Below are 24,051 nucleotides of genomic sequence, written 5' to 3'. Positions count from 1 at the left end.
CACACCATGGCATGGACCCGCGATGAAATGGCCGCCCGCGCTGCAAAAGAGCTGCAGGACGGTTTTTATGTGAACCTGGGCATTGGTTTGCCCACCCTGGTGGCCAACCATGTGCCCGAGGGCATGGAAGTCTGGCTGCAAAGCGAGAACGGCCTGCTGGGCATTGGCCCCTTCCCGACCGAAGACCAAGTCGACCCCGACATGATCAATGCCGGCAAGCAGACGGTCACCACGCTGCCCGGCTCTTCGATCTTCAGCAGTGCAGACAGCTTCGGCATGATCCGTGGCGGCAAGATCAACCTGGCCATCTTGGGGGCCATGCAGGTCTCTGAGAAGGGCGACTTGGCCAATTGGATGATCCCTGGCAAGATGGTCAAGGGCATGGGCGGCGCCATGGACTTGGTGGCCGGCGTCGGCCGCGTCATTGTGCTGATGGAGCACGTGGCAACCAAGAAGGACGGCAGCACCGACATGAAGCTCTTGCCCCAATGCACCCTGCCTTTGACGGGCTTGGGCGTGGTGAACCGCATCATCACGGACCTGGCTGTGCTGGACGTGACCCCTGCAGGCTTGACTGTGGTGGAGCTGGCACCGGGCGTGACCCGGGAAGAGCTGCAAGCCAAGACCGGTGTGCCGCTGCACTGAGCGCTGCTCAGACAAAACAAAGGGAGCCACCGGCTCCCTTTTTTTGTGTGCACTCACCGATCAGTGGTCAGCGCAGCGAGTCGATCAACACCTCGCAGCGCACACCCCGTGGCTCGCGCTCTTGCCAATGCACGCTGCCGCCCAGCATCTTCACCCGCTTGCGAATGCCACCCAAGCCCAAACCGTGCGACCAGCGTTTGGGTTCGCGGCCGACACCGTCGTCGATCATGACGATACTGAAGTGGCCTTGCTCTAAGGTGCATTCAATGCTGACATGCTGAGCCTTGGAGTGGGCAATAGCGTTGCTGACCAGCTCGCGCAAGATGCGCGTTAAGGCCGACCATTGGACGACGCTGAGGGTCAGGTCTTGGTCGTAGCTGGCGCTCCATTCCAGTTCGCACTTCACGGCGGCCAAGCGCTGCGTGATGTCCGACTTCCATTCGGCAGCGGCGTGTGAGAGAGGGTGGCTCTGCGCGGCCAAGCCACGTGTGAGTGTTTTCAAATCCTGCAGGGTGTGGCGGACGTAATCCTCCATCTCCTTGCTGGGAGATTTGTACATCAGGGTCAGCAGGCGCGCACCAATGTCGTCATGCAGGTCTTGCGCAATGCGGGTGCGTTCTTCGCTGCGGCCGCGCTCGACAGCGCGGTCGTGGGCGAGTGCCCGCATCAATTGCTCCAAGATTCGGTCTGCAAGCCGCGCATCTTCAGGGGTGAAGAGCCGCTTGCCGCGCTCAGCAAACCGCAAAGCCACCATGCCGTCAGTGTCTGGGCCTTGCACCAAGTTGGGCATGGGCACCAGCAGCACGGCGCCGTTGCCTGAGATGCGACTGTGCCGGTCTGTGCCATGGGTGAAAACGGTCTCTAAGGGTTCGAACACATGGCGCAACAACTCGGCCATGCGGTCGCCCGCACGTTCGGGCCTCGCTTCAACCTCACGAGCGATGCGGTAGAGGTGCTCAAACATGCGCTCTGTGGTCAGCGTGCGGGCGCCCATCATTTGCTGAACAATCCAATGGCGAATGGCCGCGTAGGCCCCCAGGGCCAAGAACAGCGACAGCGTCAAGGAGGCGAACTGGCTGAACGAAAAAGCCGCCACGAACAGCAGGTCGACCGAGGTCGCCACGGTGCTGACGCCCGCCAGCATGGCGAACTCGCGCATCACGTTTTGCGAGCGGGCGATGAAGGGAATCAGCAAGACGATGGACGCAAAAAACACGCCCCAGATCACCGGTCCCGCCGCCGCGGCAGGTTGCACCTCCTGAGGCAGCATGGGCAGCATGGCCACCGCCAAGGTCAGCAAGGTGAGGGTGATGAGCGTCACGTCGCCAAAGCGCCGCATGACCAAGGCGAAAGGGTGTGGCGATATCTTGTATGACCAGTGCAGCAAGCCGATGGTCAGTGCACCTTCGCACAACAAAATACCTTGGGCCACCCACCAAGACCCCTGCGCTCCAGGTTGGGTAAAGACCAGGGCGTAGGCCACCACCAGCAACCACACTGCGACGGCCATGAAGCCGCCACCCGGTAGTCGACGAGGGTGGATGGTGATGGCATGCACCACGGCTGCGCCGGTGATCAGGTCTAGCAAGATGCGGATGATGGGATCGGCCAGCGTCAGACTGGGGGGCAAGGCCAAACCCTGCACCGAGCCCATGGCCGCCAATAGGAGCTGGGCGGCTTGTGCGTGGGCCATCAGGCCGTAAAGTGCATTCCTGAATTGGGGCTGTACCAGCGGGACAATCCACCCCACCAAATACAAAATCGTGGCGAAAGCACTCAGCAACCAGAACATGGCGCCCAAGCCCAAGTAGCCCCGGGCATGGGTCTTGAGGGTGATTTCGCGGCCTTCGCTGAACACCAAGGTGACTTGACCAGCCTCCAAGGCATAAGCCGCTTGCAAGCGCGCCTCAAGCTGAGCGTTACGCCGATGATCATCGGCAATCCAGCGTGCGGATTCGGAGGTGGCCAGAGATGTAGGGGCCGACAGCTGCCCATTGGGCATCTTGATGCCCTTCAGCTCAGCGCCCAGAAAAGGTGCCAACTGGGGCAGTGATGACGAGGCCAGCTCTAACTGGCCCCGCGCGCCATGTCGCCATTCCGCTGGAATGTGCGGCTGGTTCGCCAACCAGCGCGCCAGCAGGAAGACTGCCATGCAGCCCATGACAGCCACCAAGAGCAGCAAATGCCTGCGCCAGCCAATGCGGGCTGGCCCCAGCACTTTGATCGGCGTGGCGAGCTCGAGTGCCCCACTGTCCAGACTGTCTGGGCGAGAGCTAGGCCCAAAGAATCCGCTGGGTGCGTGTGTATCTGTCGGCTCTGGGCTCATGACTTCAAGCCCAATTCAATCAGACCAGCCCTTGCTTGCTGGCCAGCACGGCCGCCTCGGCACGGCTGGAGACGTTGAGCTTGCGATAGATGGACTTGATGTGGTCGTTGACGGTGAACCACTTGATGCCCATCAGGTTGGCGATTTCTTTGATGGTGAAGCCCTTGCTCAAGTAGGTCAGGACTTCGATCTCACGGGGGGTGAGATGCGGGAGTTCCATGGGCTTTTCGATCGGCACCGGCGGCTTGCTGGAGCCCGGCCCCGAAGACGCTGGTGCGCTGAAACTTGACGAGACCATCGGAGGCGTGCCTTCGGCGGCACCGCCGAGTCGAAAGTGGGTCAAGAGCCTCCGTGCAATGGCGGGTGACAGCGGCGGCTGCCCCAGCACAATCTTGCGCAGCTCTTCCACCAGCACTTCGAACCGGTCTTCCTTCAGCAGGTAACCATCAGCACCACACTGCAGGGCAGGGAAGAGGTGCTCGTCGTCCGAGTACAAGGTGGTGATCACCTTGGTGGCGGGGTACTGGCCCAACTCGGCCAATAGCTCCAGGCCATTGCCGTCCGGCAATTCCAGGTCGAGCAGCATCAGCTTGAACGGGTCGGCACCATGCAGGCCTTGGGGACCGGTCAGAGAAATCTGCTGACGAGCAGTTTCAATGTCTCCAGCTTCAGTGATGGAGATGGGGTCACTGAAGGCTTCACGCAGCACCCGCGACAAAAAGTCCCGGGCTACCGGGTTGTCTTCGAGGATCAGAACTTTGACGGTCATGCGGGTACCTCTCTACACAGCTTGTCGCCTCGGGGGCCGTGGCTGATGCGACGGCCTCAAAGGGGCTCGGTGAGCGCGGATCACGTCGCAGCCCACCCCTTCAGAGGCGGCATGCTAGCAGGCCTGAGCGGTGGATCGAGATTTTCAGGGTAGGGGGCGGCCGCCTTATTCAAGGGTCATGACCACCTTGCCTTTAACCTGCCGTCCGCCCAGGCGCGAATAGCCCGTGGCCAGCTCACTGATGGGCAGCAGAGCGTCAATCACCGGCTTGACCTGCCCTTCGCTGTACCAGCGCATCAACTGCGCCATGCTGGCCGCAAAAGCAGCGGGCTCGCGCTTGACGAATTCACCCCAGAAAACACCCACAATCGACGCGCCCTTGAGCAGTGCCAAGTTGAAGGGCAGGGCGGGAATGTCCCCGGCCGCAAAACCCACGACCAAATAGCGCCCGCGCCAAGCGATGGAGCGAAAGGCCGGTTCCGCCAAGGCGCCACCCACAGCGTCATAGACCACACCTGGGCCGTGGCCTCCGGTCAGCGCCTTCAGCGCGTCACGCAAGGACTCGGTGCTGGTATTGATGGTCGCGTCGGCGCCCATGGCTTTGCAGGCCGCGCACTTTTCATCGGTGGAGGCCGCGGCGATCACCTGGGCACCAGCCGCTTTGGCAATCTGGACAGCTGCGCTGCCCACACCGCCCGCAGCGCCGAGCACCAGCACGGTTTCGCCTGGCTGCAGCGCCGCGCGGTCCATCAGCGCATGGTGTGAGGTGCCATAGGTGAATGCAAAGGCTGCGGCATCGGTGAGCGGAAATCCCGGCGGCAGGGGTATGACCTGAGCGGCTGGCAGGCAGGCATGGGTGCCAAAGCCACCTGTGCCCGCAATCGCCGTCACAGCGTCACCGACTTTGAGGTGCTTGACCTCGCTCCCCACGGCATCAATGTGGCCAGAAAACTCCGCCCCTGGAACGAAGGGCAAGGGCGGGCGGAACTGGTACTTGCCATGCACGATCAGCAGGTCAGGGAAGTTCAGGCTGGCGGCGGCCACCTTGATACGGACCTCTTTAGGCCCGGGTTCAGGGGTCGGCGCTTCGCGCCAGACCAGGGCATCAGGGCCGTCGAGGCTGTCACAAAACCAAGCGTGCATGGTTGGGGCTCCGGGTAAGTCGAGCGAAAGAGTCCTGATGATAGACAGACCGCGTGCGGCGACCCGTCACCGAGGTGACGGCTGCCTACAATGCAGCATGCGCATCCTTATCGCCAACGACGACGGTTATCTCGCTCCCGGCATCGCCGCTCTGGTTCAAGCCTGTCAGGGTTTGGGCGAGATTGACGTGATTGCCCCAGAGCAGAACGCCAGCGGCACGTCCAACGCGCTCACCTTGAACCGGGCTTTGTCGGTGTTTCAGGCCAAGGGCGGACCAGTGGACGGCTTTCGATTCGTGAATGGCACGCCTTCCGACAGCGTGCATGTGGCCTTGACGGGCTTGTTGACCCATAAGCCCGATTTAGTGCTCACGGGCATCAACCAAGGGGCCAATATGGGGGACGACACGCTCTATTCCGGCACCGTGGCAGCGGCGATGGAGGGCTATTTGTTTGGTGTGCCGGCGATCGCGTTCTCGCAAGTGGAGAAGGGCTGGGTTGAATTGGACGCTGCCGCGCGCACCGTACGCCGCGTGGTGCAGTGGGCGCTTTCGCGTTGGCCTCAAGATGGCTCTCGCCCGGCGCCTTATCTGCTGAATGTCAACATTCCTAATCGCAGTGATGCCGACCAATTACCTTGGGCGGTGACACGTCTGGGCCGCCGCCATGCCAGCGAGCCTGTGGTGCGCCAGACCAGCCCGCGTGGCGAACCCGTTTACTGGATTGGACCGGCGGGCGACGCCCGTGAGGCAGGCGAAGGTACCGACTTCTATGCTGTGGCAAACGGCCAAGTCTCCATCACGCCGCTGCAAGTGGATTTGACCGATCATGCGGCGCTCGGTACCTGGCGCAACGCCTGCCCGTCTCAGCAGCCATGAGTGACACCCCGCGCAAGCCGCGTTTCCCGGCCAGTTTATCCACGCTGAGCCCGTCTGCCGCGAGCAGCAAGCCTCAAGTGACGCTGCGCCCACAGCGCCACTTGGCCGAGGCCGCTGCCGATGCCCGACGCCAGGTGCAGCCCTCCGGCATCGGCTTGGATGGTGCGGGCGTGCGCCAGCGCATGGTGGCCCGCCTGCGCTTGGAAGGCATCAATTGCGAGCCGGTGCTCAAGGCCATGGCCGAGGTGCCTCGTCACCGCTTTGTGGATTCGGCCCTGGCCATTCAAGCTTACGAAGACACCAGTTTGCCCATTGGCCTGGGCCAAACCATTTCCAAGCCCTCTGTCGTGGCACGCATGTTGGAATGGTTGTTCTTGGGCGAGCGCGCCAAGGCTGCTGGGCACCTGGGCCATGTGCTGGAGATTGGCACGGGCTGTGGTTACCAGACAGCGGTCTTGGCCACGATGTCACGGAAAATCGTTTCGATTGAACGGCTCCAAGCCCTGCACCAGCAGGCCCAACAGCACCTGGATCAACAGCAGATACGCGGCGTTCATCTCTTATGGGGGGATGGCATGCAGGGCCACGCTGCTTTGGGGCCCTATGACAGCATCATCTCCGCCGCCGGCGGCGAAGACATTCCTCAGGCTTGGCTGCAACAGTTGGCCGTCGGTGGGCGCTTGGTGGCGCCGGCACGAGCCAGCGACGGCCGTGGGCAGGTACTTGTGGTTGTCGATAGACTGGCCGACGGTTGGAGACGAATCAGCGGCGAGGCCGTGCAGTTCGTTCCCTTAAAATCCGGTACTGACTGAATCCCATGAAAAGACGGGTCAGGCTTGTCAACTGAACGAGCTTGAGGCCCGCTGACAGTGCAGAAGATTCGCCGGTCTGCGCGCCACCGGGTGCAGCACGCGTCTTCCACCCGCACCCCATCCAGCCTTTTTCTCAATCGATCGCTCACCATGATGGCTTTCTCTCCTCGTCGATGGCTTGCGCCTGTCAGTCTTGTTGCGATGGTGGTGTTGGCAGGGTGTCAAAGTACCAAGCCGCCCGCACCCGTCGAAGACCGCAAGCCCGTCACCACCCGGCCCTCGGTGACCCGCGTTACACCGCCCCCGGCGTCCAGCAATGCGCCGGCCACGCCCAAAGCAGAGCCCGGCACCTACATCGTGAAGCCCGGTGACACCCTGACGCGTATATCCCTTGAAACGGGCCAGGGCTGGCGCGATTTGGCGCGCTGGAACAACATCGAGAACCCGAACCTGATTGAGGTGGGGCAGGTCTTGCGCACAGGCCCGGCGCCCAGCGATACCGTGGCCACAGCACGCCCTGTTCCCGGCACCGTGGTGGAGCCCAAGCCCTTAGACACCAAGCCTGCGGCTACGGCCGCCAGTGCCACGGCACCAGCGGCGTCGGCCGCAACAGCACCGGCGGCTCGCGAGGCGTCCGAAGACGATATTCAGTGGGCATGGCCCGCCACCAATACGGTGATCGCCAACTTCGACGAGCCCAAGACCAAGGGCATGATTTTTGGCGGTAAGGCTGGCGACGCCGTTTTGGCGGCGGCAGACGGCCGGGTGATCTATGCCAATGCGGGCCTGCGGGGCTACGGCAACCTCATCATCATCAAACACAGCGCCAACTACTTGACGGCCTACGCCCACAATCAATCCCTGCTGGTCAAAGAAGATCAAGCGGTGCGGCGCGGGCAAAAGATTGCGGAGATGGGCTCGTCGGACGCCGAGCGAGTCCAATTGCACTTTGAAGTTCGCCGCCAAGGCAAACCCATTGACCCTGCTAAGGTCCTACCAGGCCGTTGACCCGATGACTGCACGTGACGAATGGTTGAGCGTCGAATCGCTCGACATGGATGCCCAAGGCGTGGCGCATAACGCTGAAGGCAAGGTGGTGTTCATCGAGGGGGCCTTGCCCGGCGAGCAAGTCTTGGTCGAGGTGGGTAAGCGCAAGAACCAGTGGGAGCAGGCCACCATGGTGGACATGCGCCAGGAAAGCCCCTTGCGCGTTCGCCCTCGCTGCCCCAACTTCGGCTTGCATGCTGGAGCCTGTGGCGGCTGCAAGATGCAGCATCTGGATGCATCCGCCCAGGTGGCGGTCAAGCAACGCGTCTTGGAAGACAACCTCGCCCACCTGGGCAAGGTGAAGCCTGAACGCATGCTGCGGCCCATTGAAGGCCCGACCTGGGGTTATCGGCTGCGGGCGCGCTTGTCGGTGCGTTACGTGCCGCGCAAAGAAAAGGTGCTGGTCGGCTTCCACGAGCGCAAGTCGCGCTATGTGGCGGACATGGAGCAATGCGAAGTGTTGCCGCGCACCGTCAGCGACATGTTGATGCCGCTGCGTGACTTGATCGGCAGCATGGAGGCGCGCGACCGCCTGCCGCAGATTGAGCTGGCTGCCAGTGAAGAAGTCACTGCCTTGGTGCTGCGGCATCTGGAGCCGCTTTCGGCGGCAGATGCCCAGCGCCTGCGCGAGTTCGCGAGCCAGCACGGCGTGCAATGGTGGCTGCAGCCCAAAGGCCCCGACACGGTGCACTTGCTCGACGACAACGGCCCCGAGTTGGCTTACCGCCTGCCTGAATTCGGCGTGCTCATGCCCTTCAAGCCCACTGACTTCACCCAGGTGAATCACCAGATCAACACCGTGCTGGTGGGTCGTGCGGTGCGCATGTTGGACCCACAGACTGATGAACGCGTCATTGACTGGTTTTGCGGCCTGGGCAACTTCACCTTGCCCCTGGCCACCAAAGCCCGCGAGGTGCTGGGCATTGAAGGCAGTGAGGCTTTGGTCGAACGCTCGCGCCAAAACGCGCTTCGCAATGGCCTGCAAGGCAAAACCAGTTTTGAGGCCCGCAATCTGTTTGAGCTGACGCCCGACGACTTGGTGGCGTTTGGCCAGGCCGACAAATGGCTGGTGGACCCACCTCGCGAGGGCGCTTTTGCCCTGGCCAAAGCCCTGGCTGACTTACACACCGAGCCGCGTGCAGGCTGGACACCGCCGAGCCGCATCGTCTACGTCAGCTGCAACCCGGCCACGCTGGCCCGTGATGCTGGCCTGCTGGTGAACGTGGCCGGCTACCGCTGCGTGTCAGCCGGTGCCGTCAACATGTTCCCGCACACCGCACACGTCGAAAGCATGGCGGTCTTTGAGCGCGGGTCAGCCAGCGCCTAGCCCAGCACCAAACGCTTTAATCCGCGCCACGAAAGCAGTGACCCTGGTGCGCGGCGCTCCGCCAGGATGTCAGCCAAGCGGCTGATGATGCGCGGGCTCTGCTGGGCGCGCCAGATCAAGAGATTCAGCAGCCAGGGGTGCTGATTGACGCTGGCCGCCTTTCGGTAAAGATTGAATTGAGGGCGCAGCGCGTCCAGGCTGGCTTGGTAGCGCGCTTGAACTTCTGCGTCGCGGCCTTCAGGGGTGCTTGCGCTGAGAATGGCCTCAGCCGCCGCCATGCCCGTTTCCATGGCCTTGCCAATGCCTTCGCCACTGAAGCCGTAGGTCGCGCCAATCGCATCGCCCACGGCCACAAGGCCAGGCGCACTCCATTGGGCACCATTGAGGTCACAACGCAAGGGTGCTCCTTTGAGGTCGCCCAGCATTTCACCTTCGCGCACCAGCTTGGCTGCCACAGGGTCGGCGGCCGCAAAGTCGGCGAACATAGCGCGCAAGTTCCTGGGCTTTGGGGAGGGGCCGACGGGGTCGGCGTCCAAAGACTTGAGCACACCAGTGCCGATGTTGTAGGTGTGGTCGGGCCCGGGGAAGATCCAGCCGTAGCCTTCTTTGAGCGTGGGGTGCCAGAAGAAGCGCAGGCCAGGGATCTCTTGGGCCATGCCTGGGTGTCGCACATAGCCTCGGATCGCCATGCCTGTGGGGGTGCGTCGCTGGCACAGGCCGGAGGCCTCCAAGGGTTTGAGCGATGCGCCGGTGGCCAAGACGACCCACCCGGCGTGGACTTCATGCAAGCCGTCTGCGCTGCTGAGTTGTGCGCCGATGACCCGGCCGTGCGCGTCATGCAGGGGCGCTTCAAAGCGCGCTGGGGCGACCATGTGAGCACCAGCTTTGATGGCGGCCTGACACAGCAGCGCGTCCAATTGGCGTCTCGGTAAAGCGGCCAATTCACCCGGCACATCGATGAAGCGTCCGCTGGGTGCCACGCAGCGCGCCGCGGGTGAGGGACGGGCCTGTGCCAACACTGCATCGAGAACACATAAGCGACGCAATGCCGCGTGGGTGTCGGGCACCAGGCCGTCGCCACAGGTTTTGTCGCGGGGGAAGCGCTGCGTGTCCACCAGCACCACCTGCCGACCCGCCTCTGCCAGCAGCTTGGCGCAAGCAGAGCCCGCTGGGCCCGCGCCAAGCACCAGCACGTCACAGCGGGGAGGAAGGGTGTTCGGGGCTTGGTTCACAGACACGCTCAAAGAATGAAGTGGACGTGGTGTAGAAACGATAACGCCCCCATGAAGGGGGCGTTTGGGGCATCAGGCGCGAGGCCTGAATCACGTTCAGTCGTCGCTGCCGCCGAAGATGCCCAACAGGCTCAGCAGGCTTTGGAAGACGTTGTAGATATCGAGGTAAAGGGCCAAGGTGGCGCTGATGTAGTTGGTTTCACCGCCGTCGATGATGCGCTTGATGTCATAGACCATGAAGGCCGAGAACAAGCCGATGCACATGACTGACAGGGTCAACATCAAGGCGCTGGATTGCACAAACACATTGATGATGCCAGCGGCAAAAATGACCAGCGCGCCGATCATGAGAGTCTTGCCCATGCCCGACAGGTCACGCTTGATCACGCTGGCCAAGGTGGCCATGGCAGCGAAGACCAGGGCGGTGCCGCCAAACGCCGTCATGATCAGCGAGGCGCCATTGCCCTTGGTCAGCACAAAGGCCAACAGGCGCGACAGCATGACGCCCATGAAGAAGGTGAAGGCCAAGAGGACTGGCACGCCGGCGCCAGAATTTTTAGTGCGCTCAATGGCGAACATGAAGCCAAAGGCACCGCCTAAGAACACCAACATGCTGACGATGGGGCTCAGGCCGGTGACGATGCCGGTGCTGACGCCCACCCAAGCGCCCAAAACGGTGGGCACCATGGACAAGGCCAGCAGCCAATAGGTGTTGCGCAGCACGCGGTTGCGTTGCTGAGTCATGGAGCCCGACAGGCCAAAGGTTTGCAGGCTTTCGTTCATAGAGATGGTTCTCCAGTGGTTGTTCAAATCATGCTGAGGTGAGCCGGGTTCGGCCATCGCCAGCAAGACGGCCGCATTCTAGAGTGACATGCTCGGCCGCTGGATGACAAGTTGGGGACACATTAGGGTTTTGCAAGAGCCTAGGACTTCACCGAGTGCTCGGCACAGGCTATAATCAGCGGGTTTACCCCAAATCAAAAGCCGCCCAGCGAAACTTCGTTTCCAAACCACCTGCCGACCTTATCGCTGACGCTTTTTTGAAGCGGTGGCACGGGGTTAAAACGGCATAAGGGCTGGGCGTGCGAACACCGGAGTTCCCCCTTGCTGCCCGTCCTGCCCCCCGCAATCCTTGCACTCGCAGACGGCACGGTCTTTTTGGGCACCTCGATCGGCGCAGCCGGTCACACCGTCGGCGAAGTGGTATTCAACACCGCACTCACCGGCTACCAAGAAATCCTCACCGACCCGAGCTACTGCCAGCAGATCGTCACCCTGACGTACCCGCACATTGGCAACTACGGTGTCAACCCCGAGGATGTCGAGGCGCGTAAAGTCCATGCCGCAGGCCTGATCATCAAAGATCTGCCCGTTCGAGTCTCGAACTTCCGCCAAACCCAGACCCTGTCTGAGTACCTCGTGGCCGAAGGCACGGTGGCGATTGCCGACATCGACACCCGTCGCCTGACTCGCGTTTTGCGCACCAGTGGCGCCCAGAACGGCTGCATCGTTTCGTTTGCTGCGGGGCATCAGGTGACTGAGGCCGACAAGGCCGACGCTGTGGCCAAAGCCAAAGCGGCTCCCAATATGGCGGGGCAAGATTTGGCTCAGGTGGTCACCTCAAGCCAGTCTTACGAATGGACTGAAACCGAGTGGAAGCTGGCCCACGAAGACGGCACCCCCGGCTTTGGCACCCAGAGCGCACCGCTGTACCACGTGGTGGCCTATGACTTTGGCGTCAAGCGCAACATCCTTCGCATGTTGGCCGAGCGCGGCTGCCGTGTGACGGTGGTGCCAGCCAAGACCCCGGCGGCCGAGGTGCTCAAGCACCAGCCTGATGGCATTTTCCTGTCCAACGGCCCGGGCGATCCCCAGCCCTGTGACTACGCCATCGAAGCCGCCAAGACCCTGATCGAGACCGGCATCCCCACCTTCGGCATCTGCCTGGGGCACCAGATCATGGCCTTGGCCAGCGGAGCGCAGACCTTCAAGATGAAGTTCGGTCACCACGGCGCCAACCACCCTGTCAAAGACCTGGACTCTGGTCGTGTCTCCATCACCAGCCAGAACCACGGTTTTGCGGTCGATGAGAAGACCCTGCCCGCCAACCTGCGCGCCACCCACATCAGCTTGTTTGATGGCACGATGAAAGGCTTGGCCCGCACCGACAAGCCGGCTTTCTGCTTCCAGGGACACCCGGAAGCCTCACCCGGCCCGCACGATATCGCCTACCTGTTTGACCGCTTCACCGCCCTGATGGCGGCGGCCAAGCGATAGGCCGAGCCGCACCATGTTCGGCATCACCGACCTGTCCACCTACGTCCTGGGCACGATTGCCATCGTGCTCTTGCCGGGTCCCAACTCCATGTTTGTGCTGTCTGTGGCGGCACGGCGGGGTGTGAAGGCCGGCTATGCCGGAGCGTGTGGAGTGTTTGTCGGCGATGCCGTGCTGATGCTGCTGGCCGCCTTGGGGGCGGCATCGGTGCTGAAGGCGCTGCCGGCGCTCTTTATCGTCATCAAGATGGTGGGCGCGGCCTACCTGACCTGGATCGGCCTGCAGTTGCTCATCGGTGCCGTGCGCCGCTGGCGGGGTGAGGTGAGCGCTGAGCCTACGGAGTCGGCTGACTTGAGCCAGCCCTTTCGCAAGGCCTTGGTGATTAGTCTGCTGAACCCCAAGGCCATTCTGTTCTTCGTGTCCTTCTTCATTCAGTTTGTCGACCCCACCTATGCCTGGCCGGGCCTGACCTTTCTGGCCTTGGGGGCCATCGCCCAAGTTTGCAGCGCGGTTTACCTCTCGGTGCTGATTTTTGCGGGCGCGCGTCTGGCCCAAGCCTTTGCGGCGCGGCGCCGTGCGGCCAGCGTGGCGGCCTCCGGTGTGGGTGCACTCTTTCTCGGTTTTGGTGCCAAGCTGGCCACTGCCAGCTTGGGCTAAGTCCGCATCAGCCTTGGCCTACAACAATATTCACAAGACTCTCGATCATGCCTAAGCGTTCAGACCTTCAAAGCATTCTCATCATCGGCGCTGGCCCGATCATCATTGGCCAGGCCTGTGAGTTCGATTACTCTGGCGCCCAGGCCTGCAAGGCCTTGCGTGAAGAGGGCTATCGCGTGGTGTTGGTGAACTCCAACCCGGCGACGATCATGACCGACCCCAACACGGCCGATGCGACCTACATCGAGCCCATCACCTGGCAGGTGGTCGAGCGCATCATCGCCAAAGAGCGCGCTGCGCACCCCGACGAGAAAATGGCCGTGCTGCCCACCATGGGTGGCCAGACCGCGCTGAACTGCGCCCTCGACCTACACCGCCATGGTGTGCTGGCCAAGTATGGCGTCGAGATGATCGGTGCCAACGAGCACGCGATTGAGAAGGCCGAAGACCGCCTGAAGTTCAAAGATGCGATGACCAAGATTGGTCTGGGCTCGGCCAAGTCGGGCATTGCACATTCGATGGAGGATGCTTGGGCGGTGCAAAAAAGCATCTTGGCCGAGATCGGTGGTGCGGGCTTCCCCATGGTCATCCGCCCCAGCTTCACGCTAGGTGGCACGGGCGGCGGCATTGCCTACAACCCTGAAGAGTTTGAAGAGATTTGCAAGCGAGGACTGGACCTCTCCCCCACCAAAGAGCTGCTGATTGAAGAGTCGCTGATTGGCTGGAAAGAGTACGAGATGGAGGTCGTGCGCGACAAGGCCGACAACTGCATCATCGTTTGCTCCATCGAGAACTTGGACCCCATGGGCATCCACACCGGTGACTCCATCACCGTGGCCCCAGCCCAAACGCTGACCGATCGCGAATACCAACTGCTGCGCAACGCCTCCATCGCCATCTTGCGCGAGATCGGTGTGGACACCGGTGGCTCCAACGTGCAGTTCTCGATCAACCCACGTGATGGCCGGATGGTGGTGATCGAGATGAACCCGCGCGTCTCGCGCTCCTCGGCGCTGGCCTCCAAGGCCACCGGCTTCCCCATCGCCAAGATCGCCGCCAAGCTGGCCGTGGGCTACACGCTGGACGAGCTGAAGAATGACATCACTGGTGGCATCACCCCGGCTTCTTTCGAGCCCAGCATCGACTACGTGGTCACCAAGATCCCACGTTTCGCCTTTGAAAAATTCCCGGCCGCCGATGCCCACTTGACCACTCAGATGAAGTCCGTGGGTGAGGTGATGGCCATGGGCCGCACCTTCCAAGAGTCTTTCCAGAAGGCCTTGCGTGGGCTGGAGACGGGCATTGATGGTCTGACCGAGCGCAGCACAGACCGCGAAGAAATCATCGAAGAAATCGGCGAAGCTGGCCCCGAGCGCATCCTCTTTGTGGGCGACGCCTTCCGCATTGGCATGAGCCTCGAAGAGATCTTCGAAGAGACCGCCATCGACCCCTGGTTCTTGGCCCAGATCGAGCAGATCATCCAAGCCGAGCAGGCTTTGTCTGGCCGCACGCTGGAGAGCCTGAGCCGCGACGAGATCTACTTCCTGAAGCGCAAGGGCTTCTCCGACCGCCGCTTGGCCAAGTTGCTGGGCACCAACCAGCACGAAGTGCGCGCGAAGCGCCACGCGCTGAATGTGCGTCCGGTCTACAAGCGCGTGGACACCTGTGCGGCTGAGTTCGCCACACAAACGGCCTACCTCTACTCGACCTACGATGAAGAGTGCGAAGCCGAGCCCACCAACAAGAAGAAGATCATGGTGCTGGGCGGTGGCCCCAACCGCATCGGCCAAGGCATCGAGTTTGATTACTGCTGCGTCCATGCCGCACTCGCCATGCGCGAAGACGGCTACGAGACCATCATGGTCAACTGCAACCCAGAGACCGTCTCCACCGATTACGACACCTCGGATCGTCTCTACTTCGAGCCGGTGACCCTGGAAGACGTGTTGGAGATCGTCGCCAAGGAGCAGCCCGTCGGCGTGATCGTGCAGTACGGCGGCCAGACCCCGCTGAAGCTGGCGCTGGACCTGGAGCGCGCTGGTGTGCCCATCATCGGCACCACACCCGACAGCATTGACGTGGCCGAAGACCGCGAGCGCTTCCAGCAACTGCTGCACACCCTGGGCCTGAAGCAGCCGCCCAATCGCACGGCCCGCACCGAAGAAGCCGCACTCAAGCTGGCGCAAGAGATTGGCTACCCGCTGGTGGTTCGCCCCTCCTATGTGCTGGGCGGCCGCGCGATGGAAATCGTGCATGGCGACAAGGACCTGGAGCGCTATATGCGCGAAGCGGTGCGTGTCTCTGAGAAGTCACCCGTCCTGCTGGACCGCTTCTTGGACGACGCCATTGAAGTCGACGTGGACTGCATTGCCGACGCCTCGGGCGCGGTGATGATTGGCGGCATCATGGAGCACATCGAGCAAGCCGGGGTGCACTCCGGCGACTCGGCCTGCTCGCTGCCACCGTACTCGCTGCCCGCCGCCTTGCAAGACGAATTGCGTCGCCAAACCGCCGAGATGGCCAAGGCCCTGAAGGTCGTCGGACTGATGAACGTGCAGTTCGCCATCCAAGGCGAGGGCGCCGACGCTATCGTCTATGTGCTGGAAGTGAACCCCCGCGCTTCGCGCACCGTGCCCTTTGTCTCCAAGGCCACTGGCCAGCCCCTGGCCAAGATTGCCGCACGCTGCATGGCCGGCCAATTGCTGAAAGACCAAGTTGGCATGGGCGGCAAGGCGCCGCACGAGGTGATCCCGCCCTACTACAGCGTGAAGGAGGCCGTGTTCCCCTTCAACAAGTTCCCGGGCGTGGACCCGATCCTGGGCCCTGAGATGCGCTCCACCGGCGAAGTCATGGGTGTGGCCATGACCTTTGGTGAGGCCATGCTCAAGAGCCAGTTGGGGGCCGGCAGCCGCCTGCCCACCAAGGGCACCGTGGTCATCACCGTCAAGAACAACGACAAGGACCGCGCTGTCAAGATCGCTTCCGAGTTGGTGGACTTGGGCTTCGATGTGGTGGCCACCAAGGGCACGGCAGCGGCCATCGCAGCGGCCGGTGTGCCGGTCAAGGTGGTCAACAAGGTCAAGGACGGTCGTCCTCACATTGCCGACCTGATCAAGGCCGGTGAGATCCAGTTGGTGTTCACCACCGTGGACGAAACCCGCACGGCCATTGCCGACAGCCGCTACATCCGTACGGCCGCCCTGGCCAACCGCGTGACCTACTACACCACCATGGCCGGCTGCGAAGCTGCCACCGAGGCGCTGAAGCATCAAGACGACCTGAACGTGGTGTCTCTGCAAGAGTTGCACCTGTCCCTGGTTTAAGTGGGGCGGGCGCAAGCCCGATCTGCCGTACACTGCGCGCCATTGCCGCCGCCCTCACACCCTTTAGGGATTCAGAGGCGGCGGTTTTCATTCACATAAGACTTTTGCTGACATGAGCACCATCCCCCTGACCAAACGCGGCGCTGAGAAGATCAAGGCCGAGTTGCATCAACTCAAGTCTGTGGAGCGCCACGCGGTCATCCAGGCCATTGCCGAGGCGCGTGCCCAGGGTGACCTGTCTGAAAACGCTGAGTACGACGCCGCCAAGGACAAGCAGGGCTTCATCGAAGGCCGCATCCTGGAGATCGAAGGCAAGCTGGCGGCGGCACAGATCATCGACCCCGCCACACTTGATGCCGGCGGTCGCATTGTGTTTGGCACCACGGTCGACCTGGAAGACGAAGAGAGCGGCGACGCTGTCACCTACCAAATCGTCGGCGACGACGAAGCCGACCTGAAGCAGGGCATGATCTCCATCAGCTCCCCGATCGCCCGTGCTTTGATCGGCAAGGAAGTGGGCGATGTGGCCGAGGTCAGGGCTCCGGGCGGCGTGCGCAGCTACGAAGTCATCGCCGTTCGCTACATCTAAGCCTCATGCGTCTGGACGCCTGGGCTGAACTGTTGAGGCGCTTGCTGCCCGGTTTATGGGCCGGGTTGTTGCTGTGTGTGGCGCTGCTGGCCACGCCCGCACCGTTTGCCGTGCTCAGTGCCGCCGAGGCCGGCCGAGTGGTCGGGCACATTTTTGCCCGGGAGGCCGCCGTGGCGGTGCTCTTGGGGGCCGTGCTGCTGGTCTTGGAGCGCCGCAGGGCCGCACAAATCAAGCCCGAAGGCAGCCAGTTCAGCGTGGAGATGGGCTTGGCCTTGCTGGCCATATTCTGCACGGTGCTGGGCTATTACGCCCTGCAGCCCGAAATGGCGGCCGCCAAAGCCGGGCAAGGGCGTTTGAGCTTTGGCCAACTCCACGCCATCAGCTTGGGGCTGTTTGGCGTGAAGATTTTGGCGGTGCTGGCGCTGGCTTGGCGTGCTGCCCAAACGCCCCAGCGTTGAGCAGTCTCGCTCTGCAGCTTACTTGCTGTTGAGCGCCTTTTTCTTGGCGCTGATGACGCGAGCCTTGGCGCGCTTGATCTGGCCGCCTGCGGTGATCCGCTCGTTGCCCAAGACCTGGACTTTCTTGATCTCTGGCCGCGAATGGCCTGACTTGGAATACGTCACCAAGCGTACGGTGCGCGGTGCAGCACCACCTCTGGTACCGCCATCATGGGCCGGCTCTGCGGCGCTGTCCGGCAGCGGGCGCCACAGCACCAGCAACTTGCCGATGTGTTGAACCGGGGCTGCACTGAGCTTGTCGGCCAGCTCGTCGAGCATGGCGCCTCGTGCTTCGCGGTCGTCAGAGAACACGCGCACCTTGATCAGGCCGTGGGCCTTCAGGGCAGCGTCGCATTCTTTGACGATGGCAGGTGTCAGGCCATCATTGCCGATCATGACGACCGGGTTGAGATGGTGGGCTTGGCCGCGCTTGTCCTTGCGGTCGGCGGGCGTGAGTTGAATCGCAGGCATTCCCGTATTATCCCTTCCTTCATGAAAACCCAAACCAAAAGCAAAAAGCTCAACAAGGCCTGGTTGCACGACCATGTCACCGACACCTATGTGAGGCTGGCCCAAAAAGAGGGCTATCGGGCCCGCGCTGCCTACAAACTGAAGGAAATTGACGAGACCTTCCACCTCTTCAGGCCTGGTCAAGTGGTGGTGGATCTGGGCTCCGCCCCCGGCGCTTGGAGCCAATACCTGCGGCGGCGCTTTGCCCCCAAAACCGCGGGCGTGGGCGGGGCGGCCACCGGGGAGCTGGATGGCACCATCATTGCGCTGGACTTGCTGGAAATGGAGCCCATCGACGGCGTGCAGTTCATTCAAGGTGACTTTTGCGAAGAGGCCGTGCTGGGCCAATTGGAGGCGTTGTTGGCGGGCCGCCCGGTGGATGTGGTGGTGTCTGACATGGCGCCCAACCTCTCCGGTGTGGCGGTGACGGATGGGGCACGGGTCGCCAATTTGATTGAATTGGCCATCGATTTCTCGCAAAACCACCTCAAACCCCAAGGTGCGCTGGTGGCCAAGGTGTTTCACGGCAGCGGCTACACCCAGCTCGTGGATTTGTTCAAGGCGCACTTCAAGGTGGTCAAGCCGCTGAAGCCCAAGTCCTCCAGAGACAAGTCCGCCGAAACCTTTCTGATCGGTATCGGCCTCAAGAAGGCTTGAAACTGGCGCTAACAGCCCAAAATAGCGAACTCATCTCCCCTGAAAAGGGTGAGGTTGCTCTGATTTACTTCAGGGCTAGCGGGGATTGACTCGTCTAGAATCACCCCCACTTGGTGTGCTGCGAGCCGTCTTTGCCTGAAGATTGGACGCATCCCACGCTTTCGATGAAGGAACCTCGGTGAACAATCAGTGGCTCTCAAAGGTCGCACTCTCGCTGGTCATAGCATTCGTGCTTTTCACTGTCTTCAAACAGTTCGAGAAGCCGCGTGTCAACGAGCAGGTGACCTACACCCAGTTCCTTGAAGACGCTCGACAGGGCAAGATCAAGCGGGTTGAAGTTCAAGGGCGTACCCTCAAAGTAACCCCTGCGGACGGTGGCCAGAACTTCACGCTGACCAGCCCAGGCGATCTGTGGATGGTTAACGACCTGATGAAGTACGGTGTTCAAGTCACCGCCAAGCCTGAAGAAGAGCAATCCCTGCTCACCAGCCTGCTGCTCTCTTGGGGCCCCATGCTGCTGTTGATCGGCGTTTGGGTCTACTTCATGCGCCAAATGCAAGGCGGCGGCAAAGGCGGTGCCTTCAGCTTTGGCAAGTCCAAAGCCCGCATGCTGGACGAGGCCAACAATGCCACCACGTTCGCCGATGTGGCAGGCTGCGATGAGGCCAAGGAAGAGGTCAAAGAGCTGGTCGACTTCCTGAAAGACCCGCAAAAGTTCCAAAAGCTGGGTGGTCGCATCCCGCGCGGCGTGTTGCTGGTCGGCCCTCCCGGCACCGGCAAGACCCTGTTGGCCAAGGCCATTGCGGGCGAGGCCAAAGTGCCTTTCTTCACCATCTCCGGCTCTGACTTCGTTGAAATGTTCGTCGGCGTGGGCGCTGCCCGCGTGCGCGACATGTTCGAGCAGGCCAAGAAGAGCGCACCTTGCATCATCTTCATCGACGAAATCGACGCTGTGGGTCGCCACCGTGGCGCGGGTCTTGGGGGCGGTAATGACGAGCGCGAGCAGACCCTCAACCAGATGCTGGTTGAGATGGACGGCTTCGAAACCAACCTCGGCGTGATTGTGATGGCGGCCACCAACCGCCCGGACATCCTGGACCCCGCCTTGCTGCGCCCAGGCCGATTCGACCGTCAGGTCTATGTCACGCTGCCGGACATCCGTGGTCGCGAGCAGATCCTCAACGTCCACATGCGTAAAGTGCCGGTGGGCACCGACGTCAAGGCCGATGTGCTGGCCCGTGGCACCCCCGGTTTCTCGGGCGCGGATTTGGCCAACTTGGTCAATGAGGCGGCCTTGTTTGCGGCCCGCCGCAATGGCCGTGTGGTCGAAATGATCGACTTCGAGCGTGCCAAAGACAAAATCATCATGGGCACCGAGCGCAAGTCCATGGTCATGGACGAAGAAGAGCGCAAGAACACGGCCTACCACGAGGCGGGTCACGCCCTGATCGGCCGTTTGCTGCCCAAGATGGACCCGGTGCACAAGGTCACCATCATCCCGCGCGGTGGCGCCTTGGGGGTGACGGTGTCTTTGCCTGAGAAAGACCGTTACAGCACCGATAAGGTTCGGATGCTCAGCATGATCTCCATGCTCTTCGGCGGCCGCATTGCTGAAGAAGTGTTCATGAACCAAATGACCACCGGCGCCAGCAACGACTTCGAGCGTGCCACGCACATTGCCCGTGACATGGTGATGCGCTACGGCATGTCCGATTCTTTGGGCCCCGTGGTCTATGCCGAGAACGAAGGCGAAGTCTTCTTGGGCCGCTCAGTGACCAAGACCACCAATGTCTCAGAAGAGACCATGCGCAAGGTCGACGCTGAGGTGCGCCGCATCATTGATGTGCAGTACGGCATTGCTCGCAAGCTCATCGAAGAGCATGCCGACAAAATGCACGCCATGGCCAAGGCCTTGCTGGACTGGGAAACCATTGACGCCGACCAGATCGACGACATCATGCACGACAAGCCACCGCGTCCGCCCAAGGATTGGACCTCCTCGTCCAATGGCTCGGGCACAGGCCCCACGCCACCGGTCAACCCGGACAGCGCGCCTGCGGCGGCCTGAGCCCTAGAGGCTTGAGACACCCACGGGGCCTTCGGGCCCCGTTCTTCATTTCCAGAGAGCTGCGCTGATGTGGTGGCAAACCCGACGTTTTCGCATTGACCTGAGCCGCCCCCAGGTGATGGGCATCGTCAATGTCACGCCCGACTCCTTCTCGGACGGCGGGCAACATGCCAGCAGCGCAGCCGCCATGGCGCACTGCGAGCAACTGCTGCAAGAGGGTGCGGACATTCTCGACATCGGGGGGGAGTCCACCCGCCCAGGCGCGCAGACGCCCACCGTCCAGGAAGAGCTATCACGGGTGCTGTCGGTGGTGCGGCATGCGGTGACCCTCGGCGTGCCCGTATCGGTGGACACCAGCCGGGCCGAGGTGATGGCCGCTGTGCTGGAGGCCGGCGCCGACATCATCAACGACGTGCGCGCGCTGCAAAGCCCAGGCAGCTTGGCGCTAGTGGCAGCGCACCCCGGTGTGGGGGCGTGTCTCATGCATATGCAGGGCGACCCGCACTCCATGCAGCAAGCGCCGCACTACAGCGATGTGGTGGCCGAGGTGCAGCAGTTTCTGGCCGCGCGGCTGGCCGCAGCCCTGCAGGCCGGTGTGCCCGAAGACTGCATCATGTTGGATCCGGGCTATGGATTTGGCAAAACCGCAACACACAACCTCGACTTGCTGCGCGGCCAGGCCACGCTGTCAGTCCTGGGGAGGCCACTGCTAATAGGCTGGTCGCGCAAGCGCACATTGGGCGAGATCACCGGCAAGCCGGTGCATGAACGGCAGGCTGCATCGGTGGCCGCTGCGTTGGCTGGTATTCAGCGCGGCGCGCGTATTGTGCGGGTGCACGATGTTGCAGCAACGGTCGACGCCGTCAAGGTGTGGGCCGCCGCTGGGCTGATTGACAATATTCAATAGAGACAAAACGAGGCGGGGTCAGGCAGCAGCCAGCCACCGACCATCCAGCTGCCCGGCATCACAGGAGTAGATATGACACGCCAGTATTTCGGCACCGACGGTATTCGCGGCACAGTGGGGCAGGGCGCCATCACCGCAGACTTTGCGCTGCGTTTGGGCCATGCCGTAGGCCGTGTGTTGCGGCAATCAGCGGGCGAGGGCAAGCATCCCACCGTGCTGATCGGAAAAGACACCCGCATCTCGGGCTATATGCTGGAGTCTGCCCTAGAGGCTGGTTTTGCGTCCGCTGGCGTCAATGTCCTGCTCACCGGCCCGCTGCCCACCCCAGGCGTGGCCTACCTGACCCACGCGCTCCGCCTGGATTTGGGCGTGGTCATCAGCGCTTCGCACAATGCCTACCCGGACAACGGCATCAAGTTTTTCTCGGCCAAGGGCACCAAGCTGCCCGATGCCTGGGAGTTGGCTGTTGAAGCCGCCTTGAACGAGCCGCCGCAATGGGCGGATTCAGCCAGCCTGGGCAAGGCCAAGCGACTGGAAGACGCCGCCGGCCGCTACATCGAGTTTTGCAAAGCCAGCGTCAGCGGCGAGCTCTCGCTGAAGGGCATGCACCTCGTGGTCGATGGCGCCCACGGGGCGGCCTACCACGTCGCCCCGGCGGTGTTCCATGAGTTGGGGGCCAAGGTCACCGCCATTGGCGTCTCACCCAACGGCACCAACATCAACGACCAGGTGGGCGCCACCGCCCCGCAAGCCCTGGTCGAGGCCGTCAAGCAACACAACGCAGACTTCGGCATTGCGCTGGACGGCGACGCCGACCGCCTGCAACTGGTGGACCGCGAAGGTCGCCTCTTCAATGGCGATGAGCTGCTCTATGTGATGGTGCAAGACCGCGTGGCCCAGGGCGAAAAAGTTCCCGGTGTCGTGGGCACGCTCATGACCAATATGGCCATCGAAGTGGCCTTGTCCGCGCAAGATGTGGAGTTGGTGCGCGCTAAGGTGGGTGACCGCTATGTGCTGGAAGCCCTGATCGAGCGCGGTTGGCTCCTGGGCGGCGAAAGCTCCGGCCACCTGCTGGCGCTGGACCGACACAGCACGGGCGACGGCATCGTCAGCGCGCTGCAGGTGCTGCAAGCCGTGCAGCGCAGCGGCAAGACGGTGGCGCAGTTGCTCGAAGGCGTGTCGCTGTTCCCGCAGACCATGATCAATGTCCGCCTGCAAGCCGGTGCCGATTGGACCCGCAACGCCGCATTGCAGGCCGACATCGAAGCCGTCAAGGCCGAACTCGGGCAGAAGGGCCGTGTGCTCATTCGCCCCTCGGGCACCGAGCCGGTGCTGCGCGTGATGGTCGAGGCCCAAGATGCGGCGGTGGCTAAAGCGCAAGCTCAGCGCCTCGCCGATCTCGCCTCAAAAAGCTAAGCGCTATACAGCGCGGCTGAAGCGGCGGCGATACGCCTCGGGCAAGTCGGCCAGCGTCAGCATGATGGGCAGGTCGGCCATGCCGAAGTCGGGGTCCCAAGCCGGTGGCCCCAGCACTTTGCCGCCGCACTTCAAGTAGCCCTTGATCAGCGGCGGTGCTGCGACGGGCAAGTCTGCACGCAGATGGTCCAGAGGCAAGGCCAAGCGGGGTATGGCCACCACACCCTCAGGGTGCAAGTGACTCTGGCTCAACTGCTGCCACAGGCTGGATGCACCATGCCCGCCATCTTGCATGGGCACACTGGCGCAACCCAGCGTGGCCTTGAGCCTATTGCGCAACATGAAGTCGGCTAAAGCTCCCCACAGCATCAAGATCACACCCCCACTGCGCCACGCTGGCGCCGTGCAGGAGCGGCCCAGCTCCACCACCTGCGGCCGCAGTGCGTCCAGGCGGCTGAGGTCAAACTCCTGGTCGCTGTAAAGCCCCCCGGCGCGGCGGGCCGCTGCGGGTGTCAGCACGCGGTAGGTGCCCACCACTTCAGCGGGGGCGTGTGCGCTCTCGCGTGTCCGCACCAAAAGGTGCTCGCAATGCGCATCAAAGGCGTCCACATCGAGGCCAGCAGGCGTGCCCGGCGGGCAGCTCAGCTTGGCCCCCATTTCTTCCGCAAAGACTTGGTAGCGCAGGCGCTGGGCCTGGCGCACCTCGTCCTCATGGCGGGCCCAGCAAACCTCCAGTACAGGAGCTTCTGAGCGCCCCCAAACCTGCCGCTGCGCGTCAGGCCCCCCGAGGGGGTCAAGGGAACTTGGGAGCGGCCCGGCGTTTCCTCGAGAGGCCGGTGCCACCAAGTGAGGGGCGGGCTGTGCTGGATGCAGCGCAGGGCTGGAAGACGGCGCGGTGAAGTGCGGTGTGTTCATGAGCCGTCATGCTCGCGCTGGGCCATGACCAGCGCGTGAAGCCTGCATGTCAATGCGAT

The 24,051-nt window shown here is 62.5% G+C and carries 21 protein-coding genes; 14 read left to right on the top strand and 7 right to left on the bottom strand.

What is annotated here, in order from left to right; genetic code table 11:
- Positions 1-6 precede the first annotated feature (6 nt).
- Entirely contained in the window at positions 7-645 is a 639-nt protein-coding gene (locus tag ACIQ3Q_RS07950) for a CoA transferase subunit B (RefSeq protein WP_396268505.1), read from the top strand.
- A 67-nt stretch (positions 646-712) separates the two neighbouring features.
- Here the strand turns inward: ACIQ3Q_RS07950 and ACIQ3Q_RS07945 are convergent, their stop codons facing one another.
- From ACIQ3Q_RS07945 to ACIQ3Q_RS07935, 3 genes are all read right to left on the bottom strand, one after another.
- Positions 713-2,797: a sensor histidine kinase gene (locus ACIQ3Q_RS07945; RefSeq protein WP_396268503.1), complete on the bottom strand. Its 2,085-nt coding sequence runs from the start codon at positions 2,795-2,797 to the stop codon at positions 713-715.
- A gap of 193 nt (positions 2,798-2,990) precedes the next feature.
- Positions 2,991-3,740: a response regulator transcription factor gene (locus tag ACIQ3Q_RS07940; protein ID WP_210807776.1), complete on the bottom strand. Its 750-nt coding sequence runs from the start codon at positions 3,738-3,740 to the stop codon at positions 2,991-2,993.
- Between the two features lie 165 nt (positions 3,741-3,905).
- Positions 3,906-4,883 (bottom strand): NADPH:quinone oxidoreductase family protein, encoded by a 978-nt coding sequence (locus tag ACIQ3Q_RS07935; RefSeq protein ID WP_396268502.1) that lies wholly within the window; start codon positions 4,881-4,883, stop codon positions 3,906-3,908.
- 97 nt (positions 4,884-4,980) lie between these two features.
- Between ACIQ3Q_RS07935 and surE the strand changes: the two genes are divergently transcribed.
- The 4 genes from surE (at position 4,981) to rlmD (ending at position 8,946) form a co-directional block, all read left to right on the top strand.
- The gene (gene surE, locus ACIQ3Q_RS07930) at positions 4,981-5,760 is read left to right on the top strand and encodes a 5'/3'-nucleotidase SurE (RefSeq protein ID WP_396268500.1); all 780 of its coding nucleotides are present in this window, start codon (positions 4,981-4,983) and stop codon (positions 5,758-5,760) included.
- A complete protein-coding gene (locus ACIQ3Q_RS07925) occupies positions 5,757-6,572 on the top strand; it encodes a protein-L-isoaspartate(D-aspartate) O-methyltransferase (RefSeq protein ID WP_396268498.1) in 816 nt (271 codons plus the stop codon). The genes surE and ACIQ3Q_RS07925 overlap by 4 nt, the downstream gene beginning before the upstream one ends.
- A gap of 150 nt (positions 6,573-6,722) precedes the next feature.
- The gene (locus tag ACIQ3Q_RS07920) at positions 6,723-7,580 is read left to right on the top strand and encodes a peptidoglycan DD-metalloendopeptidase family protein (RefSeq protein WP_396268497.1); all 858 of its coding nucleotides are present in this window, start codon (positions 6,723-6,725) and stop codon (positions 7,578-7,580) included.
- 4 nt (positions 7,581-7,584) lie between these two features.
- Complete coding sequence (gene rlmD / locus ACIQ3Q_RS07915) at positions 7,585-8,946, top strand: 23S rRNA (uracil(1939)-C(5))-methyltransferase RlmD (RefSeq protein WP_396268496.1); 1,362 nt, start codon at positions 7,585-7,587, stop codon at positions 8,944-8,946.
- Here rlmD and ACIQ3Q_RS07910 read toward each other — a convergent pair.
- Both ACIQ3Q_RS07910 and ACIQ3Q_RS07905 read right to left on the bottom strand, forming a co-directional pair.
- Positions 8,943-10,178 carry an NAD(P)/FAD-dependent oxidoreductase gene (locus ACIQ3Q_RS07910; RefSeq protein ID WP_396268495.1) on the bottom strand — a complete coding sequence of 412 codons (1,236 nt, stop codon included), beginning with the start codon at positions 10,176-10,178 and terminating at the stop codon, positions 8,943-8,945. The genes rlmD and ACIQ3Q_RS07910 overlap by 4 nt on opposite strands.
- A 96-nt stretch (positions 10,179-10,274) precedes the next feature.
- Positions 10,275-10,961, bottom strand: coding sequence for a Bax inhibitor-1/YccA family protein (locus tag ACIQ3Q_RS07905; protein WP_396268494.1), 687 nt, complete (start codon positions 10,959-10,961; stop codon positions 10,275-10,277).
- 321 nt (positions 10,962-11,282) lie between these two features.
- On the opposite strand from ACIQ3Q_RS07905, the gene carA reads away from it, so the two are divergent.
- The 5 genes from carA (at position 11,283) to ACIQ3Q_RS07880 (ending at position 17,480) form a co-directional block, all read left to right on the top strand.
- Positions 11,283-12,455 carry a glutamine-hydrolyzing carbamoyl-phosphate synthase small subunit gene (carA, locus tag ACIQ3Q_RS07900; RefSeq protein ID WP_396268493.1) on the top strand — a complete coding sequence of 391 codons (1,173 nt, stop codon included), beginning with the start codon at positions 11,283-11,285 and terminating at the stop codon, positions 12,453-12,455.
- A gap of 13 nt (positions 12,456-12,468) precedes the next feature.
- Positions 12,469-13,110, top strand: a complete 642-nt coding sequence (gene leuE, locus ACIQ3Q_RS07895; RefSeq protein WP_396268492.1) for a leucine efflux protein LeuE — start codon at positions 12,469-12,471, stop codon at positions 13,108-13,110.
- Between the two features lie 47 nt (positions 13,111-13,157).
- On the top strand, positions 13,158-16,433 hold the full coding sequence (carB, locus tag ACIQ3Q_RS07890) for a carbamoyl-phosphate synthase large subunit (protein WP_396268491.1): 3,276 nt from the start codon (positions 13,158-13,160) through the stop codon (positions 16,431-16,433).
- Positions 16,434-16,545: 112 nt separating this feature from the next.
- Positions 16,546-17,022: a transcription elongation factor GreA gene (gene greA, locus ACIQ3Q_RS07885; RefSeq protein ID WP_396268490.1), complete on the top strand. Its 477-nt coding sequence runs from the start codon at positions 16,546-16,548 to the stop codon at positions 17,020-17,022.
- A gap of 5 nt (positions 17,023-17,027) precedes the next feature.
- Positions 17,028-17,480 carry a DUF4149 domain-containing protein gene (locus ACIQ3Q_RS07880; protein ID WP_396268489.1) on the top strand — a complete coding sequence of 151 codons (453 nt, stop codon included), beginning with the start codon at positions 17,028-17,030 and terminating at the stop codon, positions 17,478-17,480.
- An 18-nt stretch (positions 17,481-17,498) separates the two neighbouring features.
- Here ACIQ3Q_RS07880 and ACIQ3Q_RS07875 read toward each other — a convergent pair whose 3' ends face one another.
- Positions 17,499-17,990 (bottom strand): YhbY family RNA-binding protein, encoded by a 492-nt coding sequence (locus ACIQ3Q_RS07875; protein ID WP_396268488.1) that lies wholly within the window; start codon positions 17,988-17,990, stop codon positions 17,499-17,501.
- Between the two features lie 21 nt (positions 17,991-18,011).
- Between ACIQ3Q_RS07875 and ACIQ3Q_RS07870 the strand changes: the two genes are divergently transcribed.
- From ACIQ3Q_RS07870 to glmM, 4 genes are all read left to right on the top strand, one after another.
- On the top strand, positions 18,012-18,686 hold the full coding sequence (locus tag ACIQ3Q_RS07870) for an RlmE family RNA methyltransferase (protein ID WP_396268487.1): 675 nt from the start codon (positions 18,012-18,014) through the stop codon (positions 18,684-18,686).
- 178 nt (positions 18,687-18,864) lie between these two features.
- Entirely contained in the window at positions 18,865-20,754 is a 1,890-nt protein-coding gene (gene ftsH, locus ACIQ3Q_RS07865) for an ATP-dependent zinc metalloprotease FtsH (protein WP_396268486.1), read from the top strand.
- A gap of 67 nt (positions 20,755-20,821) precedes the next feature.
- The gene (gene folP, locus ACIQ3Q_RS07860; RefSeq protein WP_396268485.1) at positions 20,822-21,661 is read left to right on the top strand and encodes a dihydropteroate synthase; all 840 of its coding nucleotides are present in this window, start codon (positions 20,822-20,824) and stop codon (positions 21,659-21,661) included.
- A gap of 72 nt (positions 21,662-21,733) precedes the next feature.
- Entirely contained in the window at positions 21,734-23,077 is a 1,344-nt protein-coding gene (gene glmM / locus ACIQ3Q_RS07855) for a phosphoglucosamine mutase (protein ID WP_396268484.1), read from the top strand.
- A gap of 3 nt (positions 23,078-23,080) precedes the next feature.
- On the opposite strand, the gene ACIQ3Q_RS07850 is transcribed toward glmM, so the two are convergent.
- Positions 23,081-23,992 carry a GNAT family N-acetyltransferase gene (locus ACIQ3Q_RS07850; RefSeq protein WP_396268483.1) on the bottom strand — a complete coding sequence of 304 codons (912 nt, stop codon included), beginning with the start codon at positions 23,990-23,992 and terminating at the stop codon, positions 23,081-23,083.
- Positions 23,993-24,051: the final 59 nt, after the last annotated feature.

It is taken from the genome of Ideonella sp. (assembly GCF_044358605.1).
GTDB lineage: Bacteria > Pseudomonadota > Gammaproteobacteria > Burkholderiales > Burkholderiaceae_C > Ideonella.
Note: the sequence above shows the minus strand (reverse complement) of the source record. Positions and strands in the feature narration are given on the sequence as shown.